This is a genomic window from Micromonospora coerulea, from assembly GCF_016598485.1.
Classification (GTDB): Bacteria; Actinomycetota; Actinomycetes; order Mycobacteriales; family Micromonosporaceae; genus Micromonospora; species Micromonospora coerulea.
Map to the genome: position 1 here is coordinate 91,082 of NZ_JAEMUW010000003.1, position 18,499 is coordinate 109,580.

The window sequence follows — 18,499 nt, forward strand, 5'->3', positions numbered from 1 at the left end:
CCCCATGCGTGCGGAAGTGCGGCACGTCCGGTTCCCGGACCTCGAATCTGGCCAGCCCTTCGATCCTGTCAACACCGTGCAGCTCGCCGAGGTGTATGTCGGTGTCCACGGCGAGCCAGGCGAGGAGCAGTACCAGGTGAGCGCGTGTACGCCGGCCGCCCTGGTCGACCTGTTGGCCCGGCAATCCTTCCTGGTGGGGCGGCACTGGCTATTCGTGGCAGAGTTCTCGCCGGCGACGGTCGAGGCAGCCCTGCGCAAGCTGATCGGAAACATCGAGGCGCCCAGCCGCGTCGAGCTCGCCCAGAAGGTCGGTCGCATTGGTCTATGGGAGTTCGAGGACTACCGCGGCTGATGGACTGCCGCTTCCGGCATCGAAGCGATGACCGCAGACGGTTCGGCGGTGCGCAACGGCTGACAGCAACGATTGACAGCAACGTCGCCGGATCGGTCGAGACGGCCAAGGACGGCGGCAGGCGTAGAGCCAGGAGCTGAGGCCGAAGGCGGACCGTTCCGGACAACTCCGCCGAGGCTACGGATCAGAGGACCGGCCGGGCCATCCACGGGCCACAAGGTGGTGTCACCCGAGGCCAAACCAGGCCGTGTGAGAGCGCATCGAACAGGCGTAAGGCAGCACTCAGAGCCGATCTTGTGAGATTCCCAAGCTGACAGTGCGGGTTCGATTCCCGTCACCCGCTCCACTGAGAAGGCCCTGGTCAGGACGTGAGTCCCAGCCAGGGCCTTACGTTTCCCAGGCTGCGGCCGTTGCCCGTGCCATTGGCGTGCCATTAGCGTGCGGTCGGAGGTGAACGACCTGGCAGCGAAACTGACCCGAGACGAGGCGATTGTCCTCGTGGAGCGGATCATGAGGGGCGACTACGCGGACGACGCTGAGGCGGACGGGTGGCTGGACCAACTTGAGCGAGACCTCGTCTGCCCGGACGGCAGTGTCTCCGGCCTGATCTTCTGGACTGACCCGGAGTTGACGGCTGCTGAGGTGGTTGACCGAGCCTTGGCCTATCAGCCGATCCAGATGCGGTCCACGCCATGGACAGCCGCCGCCGAGCACATAGCCTCACCCTTCCCCACGCTCCTTCCCCCTTTTGCCGGCCCTGTCCTTGGGCTTGCCTTTGCCGGCTGACTTCTTCGACTTCTTCCGGTCCGCGCGTACCGCCTCGTGCAGCGCCTGGGCGATGGCCCGATCCGCCTCAGCGGTGGCGTGCTGATAGATCAACGCGGCCTGGGATGAGTCGTGGCCCATCCGGGCCATCAGGTCGCGGGTGCTCGCTCCGGTCCGCGCGGCGAGGGTGTTCCCGGTGTGCCGCAGGTCGTGGAGGTGCAAATGTGGTTGTCCGATCCGCGCGACGGCCGCCTTCCAGTCGATCAGCTTGTTGAGGTTGCCGCGCCAGATCGGCCGCCCGCTCTCGGTGGTGAACACGAACGCGTCCGGCCTGTCGTCGACCTCCGCCGCCAGGTGCTCGCGGACGACCTCGACCACGGCCGGCGGCAGGCTGACCCTGCGCCGGCTGGCCCGGGACTTCGGTGGACTGAGGAGCAGGCCGACGCCGCGAAGCTGAAGTGCGACATGTGCCAGGGAACTTAGGCAGCAGGCCGTGGGTGACTGAACGCGCGGATCTGCCGAGAACAGTGATGTTCGGCACCCGTAGCATGTGGCCAGTGGGGTGGGAGGCACTCGGGCGGTGGGGTGAAGACGTCGCTCGCATCGAACCGCTCGCTGGCGGAGTCGCCAACGATGTGTGGAGCGTGCGCGTCAATGGGCACCTCGCGGTCGGTCGTCTCGGTGCCAGGAGCGACGCTGATCTCGCGTGGGAGACTGAGCTCCTCCAATACCTCGACGGTGAGGGTCTGACCGTGCCGGTGCCGATCTCGACTACGGACGGCCGGCTGTTCGTCGACGGGCTGGTGGTGATGACCTATCTGGATGGCGGACCGCCCGAGACGGCGGCCGACTGGCGTCGCGTGGCCGGCACGCTCCGCGAGCTGCATCGGTTGACGCGGGGCTGGCCGCAGCGCCCAGGTTGGCGATCGTCGACCGACCTCCTGCACGCCGAGACTGGGACGAAGGTCGACCTCGGCGCGATGCCCTCTGAGGGCGTTGCTCGATGCCGAGCAGCGTGGGCGCGGCTCACCGGACGTCAGACATGCGTCGTGCACGGCGACCCCAACCCGGGCAACGTCCGCATGACCGCGAATCAGGTCGCGCTGATCGACTGGGACGAGTCGCATGTCGACGTCCCCGACCTCGACCTCGTGCTGCCCGACAACGCCGCCGGCCTCGACGACGTCGCGCACGACATCGCCGCGCAAGCGTCGGCCGCATGGGAAGCCGCCGTCTGCTGGGACGACGAGTACGCAGTCAAGCGGCTCGCCGAAGTTCGAGCGGTCTGAGAACGCGTTTTAGGAGTGGGGTTCTCGGCGGTCGAGTGCGCACATCTGGCCGCGATCCGCGCTCGGATGTCGCAGATCAGTTGGCGGACGACTGTCGCGCATCAGTCGACGGAGGACAGCCGGCTGCCGGCGATGTCGGGTCTCAGGACCTGCGTTACAGATCGGTCTCAGGACGTCTGTGACACTGCCGGCTTGACGATCACGTCTGCCGGGAAGCCGTGCGGGCGCTCGCTCGCGGTCGAACTGGGAGGAGCGGCATGGGCGCGAAGACGGCCCTGCTGGCGTTCACCGACAAAGACATTCGTCCGGCGTTGCTTGGCCCGACGGCTGAGCGCTAAGGGCTTGTCGTCGAGGGAAATTGGCCGCCAGGTCGGCTGCTCCCATGACGTCGTCCGAACCGTCGTGCGCGAACCCGGATCACCCCCGCGTCGGCGTCGACGTCCTGCCGTTGCAGCGCGGACACCTCATCCCACCGCAGGCAGGCGGCTGGCGAGGGTTTGGGTCAGCCTGGGGTGAGGAGGCAGAATTCGTTGCCTTCCGGGTCTGCGAGGACGGTCCACGGGACATCGTTTTGGCCTAGGTCGATGGCGGTGGCGCCGAGAGTCCGCAGTCTGGCCGCCTCGGCCTCCAGGTCGTCACCTGGGTATGGGCGGACGTCGAGATGGACGCGGTTCCACACGGTCTTCACGTCGGGTGTGCGGAGGAACTGCAGATATGGGCCGACGCCCTTGGCGGAGCGCAGTACCGCCTTGTGGTCGGTCACCTCGTGCAGGGTCCAGTCCATGGCCTTGCCCCAGAACCGGGCCATGGCTCGCGGATCCGCGCAGTCGACCACTACCGCGGCGATCGGTCCGGTGTCTCTGTAGAGCGGTCGGGGGTCCAGCACGCAGAACTCGTTGCCCTCTGGGTCGGCCATGACCGTCCATGGGACGCCGCCCTGGCCCACGTCGGCGGGTGTTGCGCCGAGATCCTTCAGGCGCTTGACCACCTCCGCCTGATGGGCCGCGGAGGTGGTGGCGAGGTCGACGTGCACGCGGTTCTTCACCGTCTTGGGTTCTGGGGAGGCGATGAGGTCGAGGCAGACGGCGACGGGGTCGGGGTAGACGAAGCCCTCGGGTTCGAGGTTGGTCACGCCGGGTCCCTCGCTGGAGACTCCCCAGCCGAGCGCCTCCGCCCAGAAACCGCCCAGCGCGGAGTCGTCCCGAGCCTTCATGTTGATTTGAACAAGCCGCGTTGCCATCCCGACGATGTTAGGGCTTGTTGCTGCGACCCCGCAGTGGGGACAGCGCTTCGCTCCCGGTCACGACGACTGAACCTGAACCATCACGGGCCATCCGTGGGCCAGTAACCGTGACATGCAGCGGTCACGAGCGGGCACGAGACGCAGCCGGGGCGACCGCCGCCCGCAGGTATTTCGGGCATCACGGCCAGGTAGTGACGCGGTCCGCCGATCTCGTAACCGTCGCTGAACAACTCCGTCAACCGCAGCCGAAGCTGCCGGGCCATCCACGGCCACAACCGGGTGCCACCAGGGGCCAAGTCTGGCCGTCCAGGACCGGAACGACCAGCGGCTGACCAGCACGACGACCCGATCTTGTGCGATTCCCAAGCTGACAGTGCGGGTTCGGTTCCCGTCACCCGCTCCAAGCTGAAGGCCCTGGTCAGGACGCTAGTCCCAGCCGGGGCTAGCGGGGTGGTGAGGGCGGCTCGGGTGGGCGTCCTCGGGCGCGGGCTGCATCGGATGCGGCGATTCCGGCCAGGACGAGGGCAGCGGCGGCGGCGGCCACCAGCGGCGGTAGGAAGATCATTGCCGGTGAGATGGCGGTTAGCACTCCGACCCCGATCAGCCGGTTGCGGGACACCCGGTTGAACACTCCGTATTCGAAGAGGGCGCGTCCGGCCAGGAACAGCGCGGGTCCGCCGAGGATGACGGTGATCAGGGCAGGGTCGGTGTGCCCGAGCGGGTGCTCGATGACAAGCTCGTCGCCGACAGCGATGGCGAGGATGCCGGCGACCATCACCAGGTGGGCGTGTACCGCCAACGTACCGACGCGGACTGGGTTGGAGGCCGCTGCGATGGCTTCGGCCAGCAGCTGCCCGGCGCGGTGGATGTAGATCCGCCACAGCAGCGCGGTGGTGGCGAACGCTATCGCCGTCGCGGTGCTGCTGTCGGCCCCGAACCCGCTGCCCCGGAAGGTCAGCCCGGTGACCAGGATCAGCTCGCCGAGCGCGATGATGAACAGCTGCTGGAAGCGCTCGGCCGCGTGCTCGCTGGAGACCTCGAAGTCCGCCGGGCTCGCCCGCCCGAGCCGTGGTGTGCGGTAGCTGAGTGGGTTTGCCACGTATTCCACGGCCACCGCCAGGGTCCACAGCACGGTCCGCGCCGTGTCCTGAGCGACAGCGCCCGCGATCCACGGCACCGCGGACACGCCGGACCAGAAGAGTAGTCGCAGAAACAGGCGCTGCGCCTGGTGGCCCGACAGGATGAGCACGACGACGATGTAGCGACCGATCTCCGTGGCGACGTACACGCCGGCGAAGAGCAGGCCTCGTTCGCGGAACGCCTCAGGCGCTGCGGCGGCCATCACCAGGGTGCCGAACATGGTCGCCATGACCAGCACCTGTACCGGCGGTTGCTGCGGGTCCAACCGGTCGGTTAGCCCCGCCGTGCGGCTCCAGATCCCCCACAGTGCGAGCAGCAACACCAGCGTCTGAAAGGTGTCGCTCCAGGTCAGATGCTCCACCAGCCCGTGCGAGAGCGTTGCGAGCGCGAAGACGAACACCAGGTCGAAGAACAGCTCCAGGAACCCCACCCGCGGTTCCTCGGGTCTGCGCAGCAGTCTTGCTGCCCGGCTCGTGGTCATCGGCCCGCCCGCTTCCGCCGCTTTGTCGGCTCCTGAAGCATTCGTACCATCCAGCAGCGGTGGTGGACCCGGATGCGCCACCGTTGCCTGGGGCCAATCGGCCTGCGCGGGACGGGCGACGGTAGAGGCCGCTGAACGTCCTTCAGCCATCGCCGCCAGTTCAATCAGCTCGTCGAGCTTGGCCAGGCCGTGGGGCCAGTGCTGCAGGGCAGCGGAGTCACGCAGGTCCTGAACCCGCCGTGTCACGCAGGCCCCGAGACGCTGCGCTGACCTGTGACGCGGCCAGACTTCACGAGCCGGAACACGCCACCGCCGCAGCCCTGGTCGGGCTCGCCCGCCGGGTCACGGCCCTCACCGAGGAGATCACCGCCCTCGACCGGCAGGTGGCACCCATCGTCCGGAAGCGGCCCCCGCACCACGGCCTTGTTCGGTGTCGGCCCCGATGTCGCCGCCCAGCTGTTTACCAACGCCGGCGACAACCCCGACCGGCTGCACCAAGCGGCTCTGGCCCACCTGGGAGCAGCACCCATCCCCGCGAGCTCCGGACGGGTGCGCCGCCACCGCCTCTACCGAGGAGGCGACCGCGGTGCCAACCACGCCCTGCACACGCCGCTCTGCCGCATGCGCTACGACCAGCGCACACGCGCCTACGTCCACCGCCGCATCACCGAAGCCCGCTGCCCGGAGGCCGGTCCTGCTGCGGCATGTGGCCCAGGGGCCCCAGGCCCCCGGTGCCCCGACTCGACCCGATTTCCAACCTGACAGTGCGGGTTCGATTCCCGTCACCCGCTCCTCGATCGAGGCCCTGGCCAGGACGCGAGTCCGAGCCTGGGCCTTCGACATTCCAAGGTTTACAACCGCGCTCTACGGCTCACCATCCAAACCCAGCGCGGCCGGAAGGCTGTGGATGAAGTCAGCCCGTTCGGGCTCCGCTGCCGCAATACGCTTCAATACCTGGCGGAACTCCTGACGTTCGTCAGAATTCATTTGGCTGAGCAGGTACGCGATCTCTTCGAGCGTCGTCATGCCGGCGACGGCCGCCGAGCCCGTCCAGCGGCTACGCGCCGCCAGCCGGACCGCCATCGGACGCGTCCTCGGTGAGGACCACGTCCTCGAGGATCCTCGCCGGTACCGGCAACACGTGAGCGTCGCCTACCTGACGGCAGATGGGCGGGCTGAGCCCTACATCCGCGCCGTCGAGGGCGTCAAGCCCGAGCCTGCCATCGTCCGCATCAGCCACGTCGACCTGATCGAGATGCACCGCGACCGGCGAATGTACGAGTGGCAAACGAAAGTACGACTGCCGCGCGCACCAGGATGAGCAGAAAGGCCAGCAGACACCAAATCAAGCTCGCCACGCCACGCCCGCCCGATGGGTACCGGTGCGTCATGGGATCGGCGCAAGCTCGGCCATCACCTTCTCGCCCAGCTCGACCCGCTCTGGGTGGAAATCGTCATTCAGAGGGTGGCCAGGCGTGTTGATGCAGGGCTGGCCGGTCACGGCACGGCACACCGGGCAAGGGACGAACTGCCCGCCCGTTGGTATCGGGAGGCCTCCGGACGTGACCGCCCTGCCGATCTTGTGGAGCGCACCGAACAGCTCCTCGTCCTGGTGCCGCGTGGCGGCAGCGGCCAACTCCCGCATCCCGTCCCAGAAATCCGCGGCGGCACTGTCCGAATCGCTAAGCATGCGCCCGTCTCCCCGCCCTCGGGTGGGCCAAACCTCGCTGCGGTCCAAGGCACCCTGGGTCATGGTCAACTAAGCGGCCCGGGTGGCCGCTGGCGGCCGGGCTCCGGCTCCCTGCTCCTGTCCAAACTGCCTCGTCACGCCGCCACGCGGCGGGGCTTCCACACCCAGTGTCTGTAGACACACGGGGCTGTGACGGCAGTGGCGCAGCGATTCCAGCGCGTAGGCATGGCTCGGATAGGCGTGCGATAGGCGTGGAATACTGCCGAATCCGCCTCTACAAAAGATCAAAGCGGCCCGCAAGCGGGCCGCGCCGCCCGGTCCCGGCCTGCTGGCGACCTCCGGCCGGCATCGGCCGGGACCGGGCGGCCACCCTGACGGACGACCAGGAATCCTGAAGACCACGGGGCTCCGCCCGAACCCCGGCCCTCCTCAGAGGTCGGCCGCAGATCCCCTCGCCGGGCACCACGGAGACTGGAAGGTCTACAACTGCCCGACGAGGGGATCAGAGCCTTCGCTCTAGACGTTGTTGATCGACAGCGATGCACGTGCCCGGCCGGACGGTCCGCCGGTCAGTCCAGCGTGATCGCGGGATCCAGGGCCACCGCGGTTAGCTGCGCGAGGGTGAGGGGTGGCTCCTCCCCGTCGGCCACCATGGTCACGATCAGGAAGGTCCCGTCCGGCCGCTCGACCGCGACGCGGTACGAAGTCACGAACCTGTCGCTGGTCGGTGCGGCGGGCATTCCGCGGGGTTTCAGCGCGCGGTTCGTGATCGACGCCGTGATCGGGGCCTGGTTCGACGACGTCTGGATCTTTTCGCCGGCCGGTCCCGTCCTGTGGACGCAGCCGTTTTCCTGGGTCGTCTCCGGGATGCAGAGGGCGACCCGGTTGTCCCAGCTCTGCTCCAGCTGCATTGAGAAGTATCCGGTCCGATCGCCAGCCCGGATCGGACCCTGCCCGAAGTAGGGCGAGGTCGAGCCAACGGACTTCCACGTCACCAGGTCGCCGTCCGACGGCCAATCTTCGGTGATCCACTCGACGTCCGGTGCCTCGCGTGATAGCGCCGCGAAGACGGCCAGGTCCGTCGCGCTGAAGGTCGTCCCCGGATCCGGGCGCGGGAACCTCGCCGACTGTGTAGTCGAGCTCGGGGAGGCCGGCGATGCCGGTAGGTCCGGCCCGGACACGCCAGCGATGGCGAACGGGACGGTGACCCCGAGTACCGCAGCGCCCACCACGGCCGCCAGCCCGTTCCGGCGCAGCCGATGCCGCCGACGCTGCCGGCGGATGACCTGCTCTACATCGATCGAGGTGGGCGGGATCTCGCCGACCGCCTCCCGGAAGACCGTCTGATAGCTCATGCTTCCCCTCCGTTCCTCGCCCGAATCCCCGCCCGATCCAATGCCGCCAACAGGCGCAGGCTCTCCAACCCCCGCGCGGCCTGGCTCTTCACCGTGCCGGTGCTGATGCCCAGGACCCGCGCCGTCTCATCCACCGAGAAGTCGCACCAGAACCGCAGGACGATCACCGCCCGCCGGCTCGGCGGCAGCTGGGACAGCAGGACGAGGAGGTCTTCCCGGTCGGCCAGCGCCGCCTCGGGGAACTCCGCGTCCGCCCGGTCAGGCACGTCGTCGGTGCTCCGCTCCCGCCGCCACGGCCGGCGTCGCTCGTCCAGCCACGCGTTGGTGAGCATCCCCCGGACGTATGCATCGACGTTCTCCATCGCGCGGACTCGGCGCCAGTGCCGGTAGAGCTTCCCGATCGTGATCGACACGAGGTCGTCGGCGGTGTGCCAGTTGCGGCAGAGCAGGTACGCCGTCACTCGCAGCGGTTCCAGGCGGGTCGTCACGAACTGCCGGTACTCGTCCTCGTCGGCGCGGTTCACCGCGCCGCGCCTCTCGTCGGTCTCATGTCTGGTGAACGGAACGGCCGGCCGGCGAGGTTGCCCCCGGCCCGGAACGGATCGTCACGGACGCGGTGCAAGTTCAGGAGTCTGACCCCTCGACCGTTGACAATGAGAGATGTCGAGAAGGGTATCCCGCAGGCCAGGTGGGGTTCGGCCAGAGCAGCGGCGCGCCGATCAGATGCGTCGGATGTCCAGAGCACGGGCTTGGCTTACCCACGCCTGCAAGGAGGCGCGGCCCGATTGATGCACGGCGTCTCTACGTCTTCGCAGCGATTGAGCTCGACCGCTTTGCCGAGGCTACGGGTCAGGAGCCGTTGGGCCCCACGAGCCAGAAGGCGGTATCACCCAGGCCACCTGACAGCGTATCGATCAGGCGTAAGACCGATGACTTTTCCGGCTGCCGGCGGTCTACCTGACTGACGACCGATGGAAGGAGAACAATGGCCAAGCTGCTGTACTCGGCGACCGCGTCGCTCGACGGCTACATCGCCGGCCCGGGCGGTGACATGTCCTGGCTGACCGAGCACCTTGGGGGCGAGAACCCGACGGCTCAGCGCCTACTGGCCAACGTTGGCGCGATCCTGGCCGGCAGCGGCACCTTCGGCGGCGACGACCCGAACCGCGGCACGGACAAAGAGGGCGCCTTCGGGGGCCAGTACCAAGGACCGGTGTTCGTGCTCACCCACCGGCCGCCGGCGCAGCCCCGCACCGATGTCACGTTCGTCGGCAACCTGCACAGCGCCGTCGCACAGGCCAAGGAGGCCGCCGGCGACAAGTACGTGAATATCCTCGGCGCGAACGTCGCCCAGCAGTGCATCGAAGCCGGGCTGCTCGACGAGATCCTGATGTTCTTCGCCCCGGTACTGCTCGGGGACGGGATACGCATGTTCGACCACCCGGGCGGCACCACCGTGCGGTTGGCGCCGATTCCCGGCGAGACAGCGCACTGGTACAGCGTCCTGTACTGAGCCACGGTGCCAGCGGTGGGAACGACGACGGCGTACGTTCCGGGGCGGTGTGACTGTCACATCTCAGCGCAGCTGCTGTCATCCCTGCATGGCGACCTTGTGCCAGACGCTTCCACCGGGAGATGGAACGCCGGTGATGGGACCTACGGTGGTGCCATGGCCGACACCGACAGCATCCGCGTCATGCGGGTGGCGGACGAAATCCGGGAACTCGTCGAGTTGCTGACTCCGTGGGATGAGCGGGAGTCGCGCCACCGGGCGGAGTGCCTGGCCTGGCTGGCCGGGAGCGACGACATCTTCCGGCGGCAGAAGCCGCGTACCCCCTCGCCGCACCTGGTGGCGTACTTCCTGCTGCGCGACGCGGCCGACGGCGCCGTGCTGCTGGTCGACCACCGCGGGGCCGGGATGTGGTTGCCCAGCGGCGGTCACGTCGAGCCGGGCGAGCACCCCGTGGCGACCGTACGCCGGGAGATGGTGGAGGAGTTGGGCGTGCCGGCCGTCTTCGCGCCGGAGTTCGGCGAGCGGCCTGCCTTCCTCACCGTGACCGACACCGTGGGTCCACCCGAGCAGCGGCACACCGACGTGAGCCTCTGGTTCGTGCTCAGCGGCAGCCGCGACCAGAAGCTGGTCCCCGATCCCGGCGAGTTCCACGGTGTCCGCTGGTGGACGCCGCAGGAGGTCAGCGCCGCGGTGCCCGGGACGTGCGAGCCGCACCTGAGCCGGGTGCTGGCCAAGCTGTCCGCCTGATCCGCCCCGACCGGCGACGCTCGGCCGCGGATGCTCGGCCGACGGCGACGGTGCGCGGCGGTGCCCGGTGCGGCGGCGACCGCAGGGCCGAGCCGCGCGCAGATCCCGCGATGGTCGAGGCTTGACCTTGACCTTGCGGCAAGCCACAGCCTGGTCCGTGCCGTTCACCCGGACCGGCGCGAGGAGGATGGCGACGTGGAGCTGCTGACCATCGGGGCGTTCGCCCGGGCGGCGCGGCTGACGCCGAAGGCGCTGCGCCTCTACGACGAGCTCGGGCTGCTGCCGCCAGCCGCCGTGGACCCCCACTCCGGGTGCCGGCTGTACGCGCGCCGGGTCAGCTCGGCCGGGCTCGGCTGATCGCCGCGCTGCGCCGGGCCGGGATGCCGCTGGCGGACGTCCGCGCCGTCTGTGGTCTCGACCCGGCCGCGGCGGCTGAGGCGATCGACGCCTACTGGCAGCGGGTCAGCGCCGACACCGCCGCGCGCGGCCGCATCGTCACCGACCTCGTCGAACAGCTCTCCGGAAGGGGCAGCACCATGTCCGACACCAACCCCGCGATCAAGTTCCGCTACGCCGTCCGCTGCGAGGCCGGCACCGTGCGGGACACCAACGAGGACACCGCGTACGCGAGCGGGAACCTGCTGGCCGTGGCGGACGGCCTGCGCGGCCCGGGTGGCGCCGCCGCCAGTGCCGCTGCCATTGAGGCGTTGCAGCCGCTGGAACTCGCCGACGCGCCGGCCGCGGAACTGCTCGCCACGCTCGCCGGGGCGGTCCAGTCGGCCGAGCGGACGGTACGCGACACGGCGACGGAGGAGCACCAGCCGGTCACCACCCTGACCGCGCTGCTACGGCGCGGCTCGCGTACGCGCAGGGCGCCCCGGACAACCTCGCCTGCGTGGTCGCCGACGTCGTGGCGGAGTAACGGAGCAAGCGCCGGCCGGACCCGCCCGGGCCGGCCGGCCAGGCCGTACGCTGACGATCATGCGGATTGGCATCGTGATCCTTCCCGACCAGCGCTGGTCGGACTCGCAGCGCCGCTGGCGGCAGGCCGACGAGTGGGGCTTCGACCACGCCTGGACGTACGACCACCTGGGCTGGCGGGACCTGGTCGACGGCCCGTGGTTCGACTCGATGACCACACTGACCGCCGCCGCGACGGTGACCTCGCGGATCCGGCTCGGCACGCTGGTCGCCTCGCCCAACTTCCGGCACCCGGCGGCCTTCGCCCGGCAGGTGACCGCGCTGGACGACGTCTCCGATGGTCGGCTGCTGCTCGGCCTCGGGGCCGGTGGGATCGGCTTCGACGCGACCGTGCTGGGCGGGGAGACCCTGCCGCCCCGGCAGCGGGTGGACCGGTTCGCGGAGTTCACCGAGCTGCTGGATCTGATCCTGCGGGAGGACGGGACGACCTGGCGCGGCGAGTGGTTCGCCGCGGTGGACGCCCGGAACAATCCGGGCTGCGTGCAGCAGCCCCGGGTGCCGTTCGTGCTGGCGGCGAACGGGCCGCGCTCGATGCGGCTGGTGGCCCGCCTCGGCCAGGGCTGGGTGACCACCGGCTTGGCCGGCGACGACCTGGAGAGCTGGTGGTCCTCGGTCGCGGAGCTGTGCGGGCGGATGGACGAGACGCTGGAGAAGGCGGGCCGCGACCCGGCCACCCTGGACCGCTACCTGTCGCTCGACGCCGCCCCGGTCTTCTCGCTGAGCAGCGCGGACTTCTTCGCCGAGCAGGTCGGGCGGGCCGCCCGGCTGGGCTTCACCGATGTGGCGACGCACTGGCCGCGGGCCAGCAGTTGGTACGCCGGCGACGAGGAGGTCCTGGTCGACGTCGCCACCCGCCTCCTCCCGGAGCTGCGCCGGGCCTGAGCCGGCGGCGCTGGCCCGGTCAGACCCCGGCGGGGCGACGCCGATCGAGCCTCAGGTGCTCAGATCGCCGGTGCTGATCCCGCCGTCGCCCGCCGAGACCAGCCGGAACCGGATGCAGACGATCTGGCTGTCGTCGGTGACGGGGCTGCCCTGCCGCGCCCAGTAGGCGGCGTGGCCCTCGCGCCACTCCTCGATGGACCGGTCACCCTCCCCCTCGGCGCGGGCGAAATCCCAGGGCACGTCGGCGAAGCGGACCACCTCGACCCCGGTCACCTCGACCACCCCGACCAGCGCGTCGTGGTCGTCGACCAGGACCAGCCGCTCGCCGACGTGTTCCAGTTCCTCGTTCTCCTGCGCGTACTCCGTGGTCAGGCCGGCGGTGGCGGTCTTCACGCCGGCCAGCACCAGGGTGTTGAGGGTGGCGCGCAGTTCGCCGGGGGTGCCGAGGGCGAGGGAGCGCAGTCCACCGATGCGGGGCCACATCCTGCCGAGGCTAGTCGCCGGGTGATCTCCCGTCGCGGTGTTTCGCGTCCCGCACGGCCGCTCGACGCTAGCGTGGGGGCGGTCGGAGCGGACGAGGAGGCGACCATGGCGGACCGGCGGGCGTTGCTCATTCCGGGTCGGGGGTACGACACGCGGGCTCCTCTCTTCGCCTACGTCGGCGAGGCGCTGCGCCGGCTGGGCTTCGAGATCCACGAGGTCACCTGGCAGGTGCCTCGCGACCTGCGCGGCGACCGGACCGCCGACTGGGTGGACGAGCAGGTCGCCCCGGCGTTGGCCAAGGGCGTCGACCTGCTGGTCGGCAAGTCGCTCGGCACCCTCGCCACCCCGCTCGCCGCCGACCGGGGGCTGCGGGCGGTCTGGTTGACCCCGGTGCTCAACCACCCCGACATCGTTGCCGCCCTCGGCCGGGCGACCGAGCCGTTCCTGCTGGTCGGCGGCACGGGGGACGCGCTCTGGAACGGCGCCGTGGCGCGCCGGCTCACCCCGCACGTGCTGGAGGTCCCGGACGCCGACCACGCGATGCTGGTGCCCGGCCCGCTGGCGCGGTCCGCCGAGGTGCTGGGCCGGGTGTGCACCGCCGTCGAGGACTTCGTCAGATGAGCCGACCGGCGTGGTCGGCTGCCGCGAGCACCCGGTCGTCGCCGGTCGCCGCGTGCGCGTCGAGCACCGCGTCGGCCAGCTTCACCACGTGCGCGTCGCCGTGCCGGGCGGCCCGGTCGAAGACCTCCGCCGGGCCGCCGGGTTCGAGCGCCGGTGGTGGCGCCGCCGGTGCGGCGTACACCGAGGTGATGGCGGCCGTGGCCGACCAGGCCGCGGCGACGCTCGGCGCCCACAGCGCGGGGGCCAGGGCCGGCAGGGTCCGCAGCACCGCGGTCGGCGCGGTCACCGCATGCACCAGCATCACCGGGTTGCCGTGCCCGAACCGCAGGTAGTCCAGGCCCGCCCGGTGCACCAGCTCGGTGAGGATCCGCTCGGCCTCCGCCGGGCCGGTGGGCGGGCGCAGCGCCGCCACCGCACCGGACCACTCCGGTACGGCGAGCAGCCGCGCCAGCCGTTCCCGGATGCCGCCGGTCTGGTCGGCGATCCGGGGCACCGCGGCCAGCGCGGCCGGCACGTCGGCCGGGCCGGTCAGCGGGCCGGCTCCGGGCACCGGCTGCCAGCGGGCGGCCCAGTAGCCGAGGGCCTGGCCCAGCTCGGTCAGGCGGTCCGCGCCGGTGCCGTCCCGCAGCAGCACCCGCACGGCGTGCCCGACCCGGATCACCCCGTGGGTGGCGCCGGCCGCGATGCCCGGCAGCAGCCGGGGCCACCAGGTGCCGAGCACCTCCCGCCAGGGACGGTCGCGCAGCTCCCGGTCGAAGTGGGCGAGCCAGTCGCCGGCCCGCTTCGGGTCGCCGAGCGCGGCCCGCCAGTCGTCGATCGGCCGGAGTCCGCGGGGCAGCTCGTCGAGGCGCCGCAGGTAGTCGTCCAGCCAGCGGTGCACCCGTGGCCCCTGCCCGTGCCGGACGAGCGCCTCGACCGCCATCGGCCCGTGGTTGGAGAGCCAGCCCTCGTATTCGGGGCCGGTCCGGTGCAGCCGCTGGTACGCCTCGTTCAGAATGCCGTCGTCCATGCCGAAGATCGTCGGATCTGAACCACGCTTCAGGTCAAGTCGATCCTCAGCCGAGGAGGCGGGCGGCGTCGACCAGGGCGCGCACGCCCAGCTCGGCGGCGATCTCCGGCGGGCAGTCGGCGACCACCGCCGACGCCCCGACCACCTCGGCCCGCCGCGCCGCGCAGATCTCGCGCAGGGCGCGCAACTGGGCGCCGGTGGCCACCCAGTCGTCCACCAGCAGCACCCGGTCGCCCGGACTCAGGTGCCGGTCGCGGACGCCGAGGGTGACCCGCCGGCCGCGGAAGTCCGGCGGACTGTCGGCCCAGGTCACCGCACCGGCGGGAAGCCGCCCGTCGGCCACCTTGTACGCCGGCACGAAACCGACGCCGAGCGCGGTCGCGGCCAGCGGTCCGAGCAGCAGCCCGGTCACCGCCGGGGCGAGCACGACGGTCGGCCGGGCCGTCCGAAACGGCGCCACCAGGGCCGGTCCGAGGCCGGCCAGCACCTCCGGATCGCGCCACCAGCCCGAGACATCGCTGACCAGGTGGTCAGTCGCTGGTCCGGGGTCGACCCAGCGGAAGAGTTCGACCAGGCGATCGTTCAGCACCGTTCCATCCTCGGACACCGACGCCAGGCGATGCCGAGGGGAGTGGTGGCCTGCGATCCTTCCGCCGATCGGCTACGAGAAACCAGCCGACCGTCTACACGTACCAGGGTAAATACGGGCATACCGTCATGATCACGTTGACGTCGGAAGTGCTTCTCTCGTTACGGTCCGACCCGGTTTGTTCAGCTGACGAAAGGACCGGGCCGGTGGCTGGTAGGCACTTCCGTACCCGCAAGTTCTCCTCGCCCGCCGGCATCGCGGCCACCGCGGCGATCGGCGTGGCGCTCGCCGTCGGCGGCACCGTCGGCGCGGTCCAGCTGACGTCCGGCACCGCCGCGCCCGAGCCTGCCGTCGCGGAGATCCTGCCCAGCACCCTCGCCCCCGCCTCGCCGTCGGCCAGCGCGTCGCCCGCGCCGAGCCTCAGCCCGTCGCCGACGGCCACCCCGAGCCCGAAGGTCACCCGCACCCAGGCCGCCTCGCGGAGCAAGGCCCGGACCGCCAGCCCGAAGCCCACCGCCACGGCGACGAGGACCGCCTCGGCCGCCAAGGTCGTCGACACCGGCTCCTGCGGCGCGTCCTTCTACGACGAGGGCCAGATGACGGCCAACGGCGAGACCTTCAACCCGGACGCACTGACCGCCGCGCACAAGACCCTGCCGTTCAACACCAAGGTCCGAGTGACCAACCCGGCCAACGGCAGGTCGGTGACCGTCCGGATCAACGACCGCGGCCCGTACATCGACGGCCGCTGCCTGGACCTGTCCCGGGCCGCCTTCGCGGCGATCGCCTCGGTCGGCCTCGGCGAGGTCGACGTGAAGTACGAGGTGCTCGGCTGACCGGGTGAGTGACGGCGATCGGGTCGGCCCGCCGATCCGCCCGGGTAGAACCTGCTCGGACGACGGGTCAGGTTCATTCACCCGTTCACGTCCATCAGGCATGCTGTCCGATGTACGCACGCAACCCTTCCAGTCGGGCCGCGGCCCGCTGAGTCCCGGATCCCGCGCCGGTCTCGGCGCGGCCCTCGCGCTGCTCGCACTCGTCTCCGCGGTGGAGCTCGCCGACGGCCGCCCGGCGCACTACGTCGCGCTGATGGTGGCCGCGCCGTTCCTCGCCGCCGCGCTCGCCTCCTGGCGGGTGGTGCTCGGCGTGGGCGCCCTGGCCACCGTCATCGGGGCCAGCTTCGCTCTGGCCGAGCGGACCATGTCGCTGGTGACCGCCGTCAACGTCGCCGGCATCGCGCTGGCCACCGCGATCGCGGCGGCCGTGGCGGCGGTCCGGCAGCGGCAGGCCGAGCAGATCGCCGAGCTGTCGAAGTTGGCGGCGGTGGCCCAGCAGGCGGTGCTCCGGCCGCTCGGGCCGCAGGTGGGCACCCTCGCGGTGGCCGGGCGCTACATCTCCTCGACCGCCACGGCGGTGATCGGCGGGGACCTCTACGAGGCGATGGACACCCCGTACGGCGTCCGCATGATCATCGGGGACGTCCGGGGCAAGGGGTTGGACGCGGTGCGCCTGGCCAGCATCGTGCTCGGCTCCTACCGGCACGTCGCGTACGAGCGGGCGGACCTGCGGGCCGTGGTGACCGACCTGGACCGGGCGGTGGCCCGCAACGTGGGCGACGAGGACTTCGTCACCGCCGCGCTGGTCGAGGAGCGCGGCGGCACCCTCACCATCGTCAACTGTGGGCACCCGCCGCCGCTGCTGCTGCGCCGAGGCGCGGTGATCCCGCTCGAACCGCCCGCGCCCGCGCCCCCGCTCGGCTTCATGCCGGTGGTCCGGCCCCGGGTGGAGCGGCTCGAGCCGGGCGACCGGCTGCTGCTCTTCACCGACGGCCTCGGCGAGGCCCGCCGGGACGGCGAGTTCTTCCCGACGGCCGACCGGGCCTGGCGGCTGCTCGGCCACGGCACCGTCGCCGACGGCCTGGCCTCGCTGGAGACCGCGCTGGTCGAGTGGGTGCACGGCCGGCTGGACGACGACATCGCGCTGGTCCTGATGGAGTACACGGGCCCGCGCAGCGGCGCGACCGCCGCCGTGCCGAGCTGGGAGGTCGGCGCGGCCGAGAGCTGACGACCGGTGTCGGTCGCCCGCTCACCGGCCGCCGGGCTCAGCCCTCCGACAGCTCGTCGGTGGCCCGCCGGCCCGCCTCGCCGGCCCGGCGCAGGAAGTCGGCGATCACGTCGAGCTGGGTCTCGTCGTACCCGGCGCAGAGCTCGTCCATCGAGGCGTTCATGCCGGCGTACAGGCCGTACAGCTCGGCGTTGCGCTCGCGCAGCGCCCGGACGGTGACCGACCGGCGGTCCGTGGCCTCCGGGTCCCGCTCCCGGACGATCCAGCCGCCGCGCTGGAGCCGGTCGAGGATGCCGGTCATTGTCGCCGGGTGCAGGCCGACCCGCCGGGCCAGCGCGCCGGGGCTGAGCGGCCCGTGCCGGGCGATCAGGTCGAGGCAGTCCAGGTCCACGTCCCGCAGCGAGAGGCGTACACCGACGTGGTGGTTGAGCAGCGCGAGCTGGTTGTTCAGCTCGCGCATCGCCTCCTTGATCCGGGTCGTCGTGCGGCGGCGCCGGCGTGCGTCCCCAGGTTCTACGGAATCCATATTGTTTGGGCCTCGTATCAGCTGTTACGGTTTCCGTATCTTACGAGGTTCGGCCGCCGATCGCGGTCGACGTGGGGAGGCAATTCCATGAAGCTCACGATCGTCGGTGCGACCGGCGGCATCGGCCGGCACCTGGTCGACCAGGCCGTGGCCGCCGGTGACGACGTCACCGCCGTGGTTCGCGACCCGGCGAAGCTGGCCGACGTCCCGGTCCGGGTGATCGCCGCCGACCTGGCGACGGCCGACCCGGCCACGCTGCGCGCCGCCTTCACGGGCACCGACGCGGTCCTGTCCGGCCTCGGTCCCCGCTCGTCGGCCGACGCCGGCATCGCCACCCGGGGCACCCGCGCCGTCGTCGAGGCGATGACGGCGGCCGGCGTACGCCGGATCGTCGTGGTCAGCGCGGCGCCGGTCGGAGTGGTGCCGTCGCCCGGCCGGCCCCGACCGCCGCGGCGCGATCCGGGCGACGGCCCCCTGATGCGGTACCTGCTCGGCCCGGCGATCCGACGGGTGCTGCGCCGGCACTACGCCGACCTGGCGCTGATGGAGGAGGTGCTGCGGGACAGCGGGCTCGACTGGACGGTCGTACGCCCGCCCCGGCTGACCGACAAGCCGCTGACCGGCGCCTACCGGACCGCGTACGGGAGCAACGTGCGCGGCGGGCTCACCGTCTCCCGGGCCGACGTCGCCCATGCCATGCGCCACCTGCTCGCCCGGCCGGAGTCGGTCGGGCGGACCGTCGGTATCGCCAACTGACCCCGAACCGGAG

General features: G+C 71.1%; 23 protein-coding genes and 1 pseudogene. 13 read left to right on the top strand and 11 right to left on the bottom strand.

All coding sequences use genetic code 11. From position 1 onward, the window contains the following. The first annotated feature begins 4 nt into the window (after positions 1-4). Positions 5-352 (top strand): immunity 8 family protein, encoded by a 348-nt coding sequence (locus I8N68_RS05015; RefSeq protein ID WP_200208383.1) that lies wholly within the window; start codon positions 5-7, stop codon positions 350-352. A 450-nt stretch (positions 353-802) separates the two neighbouring features. Continuing rightward, positions 803-1,138 carry a bacteriocin immunity protein gene (locus I8N68_RS05020; protein ID WP_234038809.1) on the top strand — a complete coding sequence of 112 codons (336 nt, stop codon included), beginning with the start codon at positions 803-805 and terminating at the stop codon, positions 1,136-1,138. On the opposite strand, the gene I8N68_RS05025 is transcribed toward I8N68_RS05020, so the two are convergent. After that, positions 1,073-1,495, bottom strand: a complete 423-nt coding sequence (locus I8N68_RS05025; protein WP_372433675.1) for a tyrosine-type recombinase/integrase — start codon at positions 1,493-1,495, stop codon at positions 1,073-1,075. The two genes, I8N68_RS05020 and I8N68_RS05025, sit on opposite strands and share 66 nt — an antisense overlap. A gap of 119 nt (positions 1,496-1,614) precedes the next feature. Here I8N68_RS05025 and I8N68_RS05030 point away from each other — a divergent pair, with 119 nt between their 5' ends. Then, a complete protein-coding gene (locus tag I8N68_RS05030) occupies positions 1,615-2,406 on the top strand; it encodes a phosphotransferase enzyme family protein (RefSeq protein ID WP_307812618.1) in 792 nt (263 codons plus the stop codon). 502 nt (positions 2,407-2,908) lie between these two features. On the opposite strand, the gene I8N68_RS05035 is transcribed toward I8N68_RS05030, so the two are convergent. Together I8N68_RS05035 and I8N68_RS05040 are read right to left on the bottom strand one after the other, a co-directional pair. Continuing rightward, entirely contained in the window at positions 2,909-3,646 is a 738-nt protein-coding gene (locus tag I8N68_RS05035) for a VOC family protein (protein WP_200208387.1), read from the bottom strand. Positions 3,647-4,091: 445 nt separating this feature from the next. After that, positions 4,092-5,516: a low temperature requirement protein A gene (locus I8N68_RS05040; protein ID WP_307812620.1), complete on the bottom strand. Its 1,425-nt coding sequence runs from the start codon at positions 5,514-5,516 to the stop codon at positions 4,092-4,094. Positions 5,517-5,543: 27 nt separating this feature from the next. On the opposite strand from I8N68_RS05040, the gene I8N68_RS32720 reads away from it, so the two are divergent. Continuing rightward, a complete protein-coding gene (locus I8N68_RS32720; protein ID WP_307812621.1) occupies positions 5,544-6,032 on the top strand; it encodes a transposase in 489 nt (162 codons plus the stop codon). Between the two features lie 102 nt (positions 6,033-6,134). Here I8N68_RS32720 and I8N68_RS05050 read toward each other — a convergent pair whose 3' ends face one another. Further along, complete coding sequence (locus I8N68_RS05050; RefSeq protein ID WP_200208389.1) at positions 6,135-6,353, bottom strand: hypothetical protein; 219 nt, start codon at positions 6,351-6,353, stop codon at positions 6,135-6,137. Positions 6,354-6,411: 58 nt separating this feature from the next. Here I8N68_RS05050 and I8N68_RS05055 point away from each other — a divergent pair, with 58 nt between their 5' ends. Continuing rightward, the gene (locus tag I8N68_RS05055; RefSeq protein ID WP_200208391.1) at positions 6,412-6,591 is read left to right on the top strand and encodes a hypothetical protein; all 180 of its coding nucleotides are present in this window, start codon (positions 6,412-6,414) and stop codon (positions 6,589-6,591) included. A 66-nt stretch (positions 6,592-6,657) separates the two neighbouring features. Here I8N68_RS05055 and I8N68_RS05060 read toward each other — a convergent pair whose 3' ends face one another. From I8N68_RS05060 to I8N68_RS05070, 3 genes are all read right to left on the bottom strand, one after another. Then, entirely contained in the window at positions 6,658-6,960 is a 303-nt protein-coding gene (locus I8N68_RS05060; RefSeq protein ID WP_200208392.1) for a zinc finger domain-containing protein, read from the bottom strand. Positions 6,961-7,529: 569 nt separating this feature from the next. Next, positions 7,530-8,315 carry a hypothetical protein gene (locus tag I8N68_RS05065; protein WP_200208394.1) on the bottom strand — a complete coding sequence of 262 codons (786 nt, stop codon included), beginning with the start codon at positions 8,313-8,315 and terminating at the stop codon, positions 7,530-7,532. Beyond that, positions 8,312-8,839 (bottom strand): SigE family RNA polymerase sigma factor, encoded by a 528-nt coding sequence (locus tag I8N68_RS05070; protein ID WP_200208396.1) that lies wholly within the window; start codon positions 8,837-8,839, stop codon positions 8,312-8,314. The genes I8N68_RS05065 and I8N68_RS05070 overlap by 4 nt, the downstream gene beginning before the upstream one ends. A 461-nt stretch (positions 8,840-9,300) precedes the next feature. Between I8N68_RS05070 and I8N68_RS05075 the strand changes: the two genes are divergently transcribed. From I8N68_RS05075 to I8N68_RS05090, 4 genes and pseudogenes are all read left to right on the top strand, one after another. Further along, positions 9,301-9,828, top strand: a complete 528-nt coding sequence (locus I8N68_RS05075) for a dihydrofolate reductase family protein (protein ID WP_200208398.1) — start codon at positions 9,301-9,303, stop codon at positions 9,826-9,828. 156 nt (positions 9,829-9,984) lie between these two features. Further along, the gene (locus I8N68_RS05080) at positions 9,985-10,575 is read left to right on the top strand and encodes an NUDIX hydrolase (RefSeq protein ID WP_234038811.1); all 591 of its coding nucleotides are present in this window, start codon (positions 9,985-9,987) and stop codon (positions 10,573-10,575) included. 195 nt (positions 10,576-10,770) lie between these two features. Beyond that, positions 10,771-11,438 (top strand): annotated as a pseudogene (locus I8N68_RS05085) (MerR family transcriptional regulator); the annotation flags it as partial. A gap of 118 nt (positions 11,439-11,556) precedes the next feature. Further along, positions 11,557-12,438 carry an LLM class flavin-dependent oxidoreductase gene (locus I8N68_RS05090; RefSeq protein WP_200208400.1) on the top strand — a complete coding sequence of 294 codons (882 nt, stop codon included), beginning with the start codon at positions 11,557-11,559 and terminating at the stop codon, positions 12,436-12,438. 51 nt (positions 12,439-12,489) lie between these two features. On the opposite strand, the gene I8N68_RS05095 is transcribed toward I8N68_RS05090, so the two are convergent. Next, positions 12,490-12,921: an ASCH domain-containing protein gene (locus I8N68_RS05095; RefSeq protein ID WP_200208402.1), complete on the bottom strand. Its 432-nt coding sequence runs from the start codon at positions 12,919-12,921 to the stop codon at positions 12,490-12,492. A gap of 105 nt (positions 12,922-13,026) precedes the next feature. On the opposite strand from I8N68_RS05095, the gene I8N68_RS05100 reads away from it, so the two are divergent. After that, positions 13,027-13,542 carry an alpha/beta hydrolase gene (locus I8N68_RS05100; protein ID WP_200208404.1) on the top strand — a complete coding sequence of 172 codons (516 nt, stop codon included), beginning with the start codon at positions 13,027-13,029 and terminating at the stop codon, positions 13,540-13,542. Here the strand turns inward: I8N68_RS05100 and I8N68_RS05105 are convergent. After that, the gene (locus I8N68_RS05105) at positions 13,535-14,551 is read right to left on the bottom strand and encodes a questin oxidase family protein (RefSeq protein WP_200208406.1); all 1,017 of its coding nucleotides are present in this window, start codon (positions 14,549-14,551) and stop codon (positions 13,535-13,537) included. The genes I8N68_RS05100 and I8N68_RS05105 overlap by 8 nt on opposite strands. Positions 14,552-14,597: 46 nt before the next feature. Further along, entirely contained in the window at positions 14,598-15,140 is a 543-nt protein-coding gene (locus tag I8N68_RS05110) for a phosphoribosyltransferase family protein (RefSeq protein ID WP_307812623.1), read from the bottom strand. A 206-nt stretch (positions 15,141-15,346) separates the two neighbouring features. Between I8N68_RS05110 and I8N68_RS05115 the strand changes: the two genes are divergently transcribed. Together I8N68_RS05115 and I8N68_RS05120 are read left to right on the top strand one after the other, a co-directional pair. Then, positions 15,347-15,976 (top strand): septal ring lytic transglycosylase RlpA family protein, encoded by a 630-nt coding sequence (locus I8N68_RS05115; protein ID WP_200208410.1) that lies wholly within the window; start codon positions 15,347-15,349, stop codon positions 15,974-15,976. A gap of 100 nt (positions 15,977-16,076) precedes the next feature. Further along, positions 16,077-17,204 (top strand): PP2C family protein-serine/threonine phosphatase, encoded by a 1,128-nt coding sequence (locus I8N68_RS05120; protein WP_200208412.1) that lies wholly within the window; start codon positions 16,077-16,079, stop codon positions 17,202-17,204. A 37-nt stretch (positions 17,205-17,241) separates the two neighbouring features. Here the strand turns inward: I8N68_RS05120 and I8N68_RS05125 are convergent, their stop codons facing one another. Beyond that, positions 17,242-17,664: a MarR family transcriptional regulator gene (locus tag I8N68_RS05125; RefSeq protein ID WP_234038813.1), complete on the bottom strand. Its 423-nt coding sequence runs from the start codon at positions 17,662-17,664 to the stop codon at positions 17,242-17,244. A 153-nt stretch (positions 17,665-17,817) separates the two neighbouring features. Here I8N68_RS05125 and I8N68_RS05130 point away from each other — a divergent pair, with 153 nt between their 5' ends. Beyond that, on the top strand, positions 17,818-18,486 hold the full coding sequence (locus I8N68_RS05130) for an NAD(P)-dependent oxidoreductase (RefSeq protein ID WP_200208416.1): 669 nt from the start codon (positions 17,818-17,820) through the stop codon (positions 18,484-18,486). Positions 18,487-18,499: the final 13 nt, after the last annotated feature.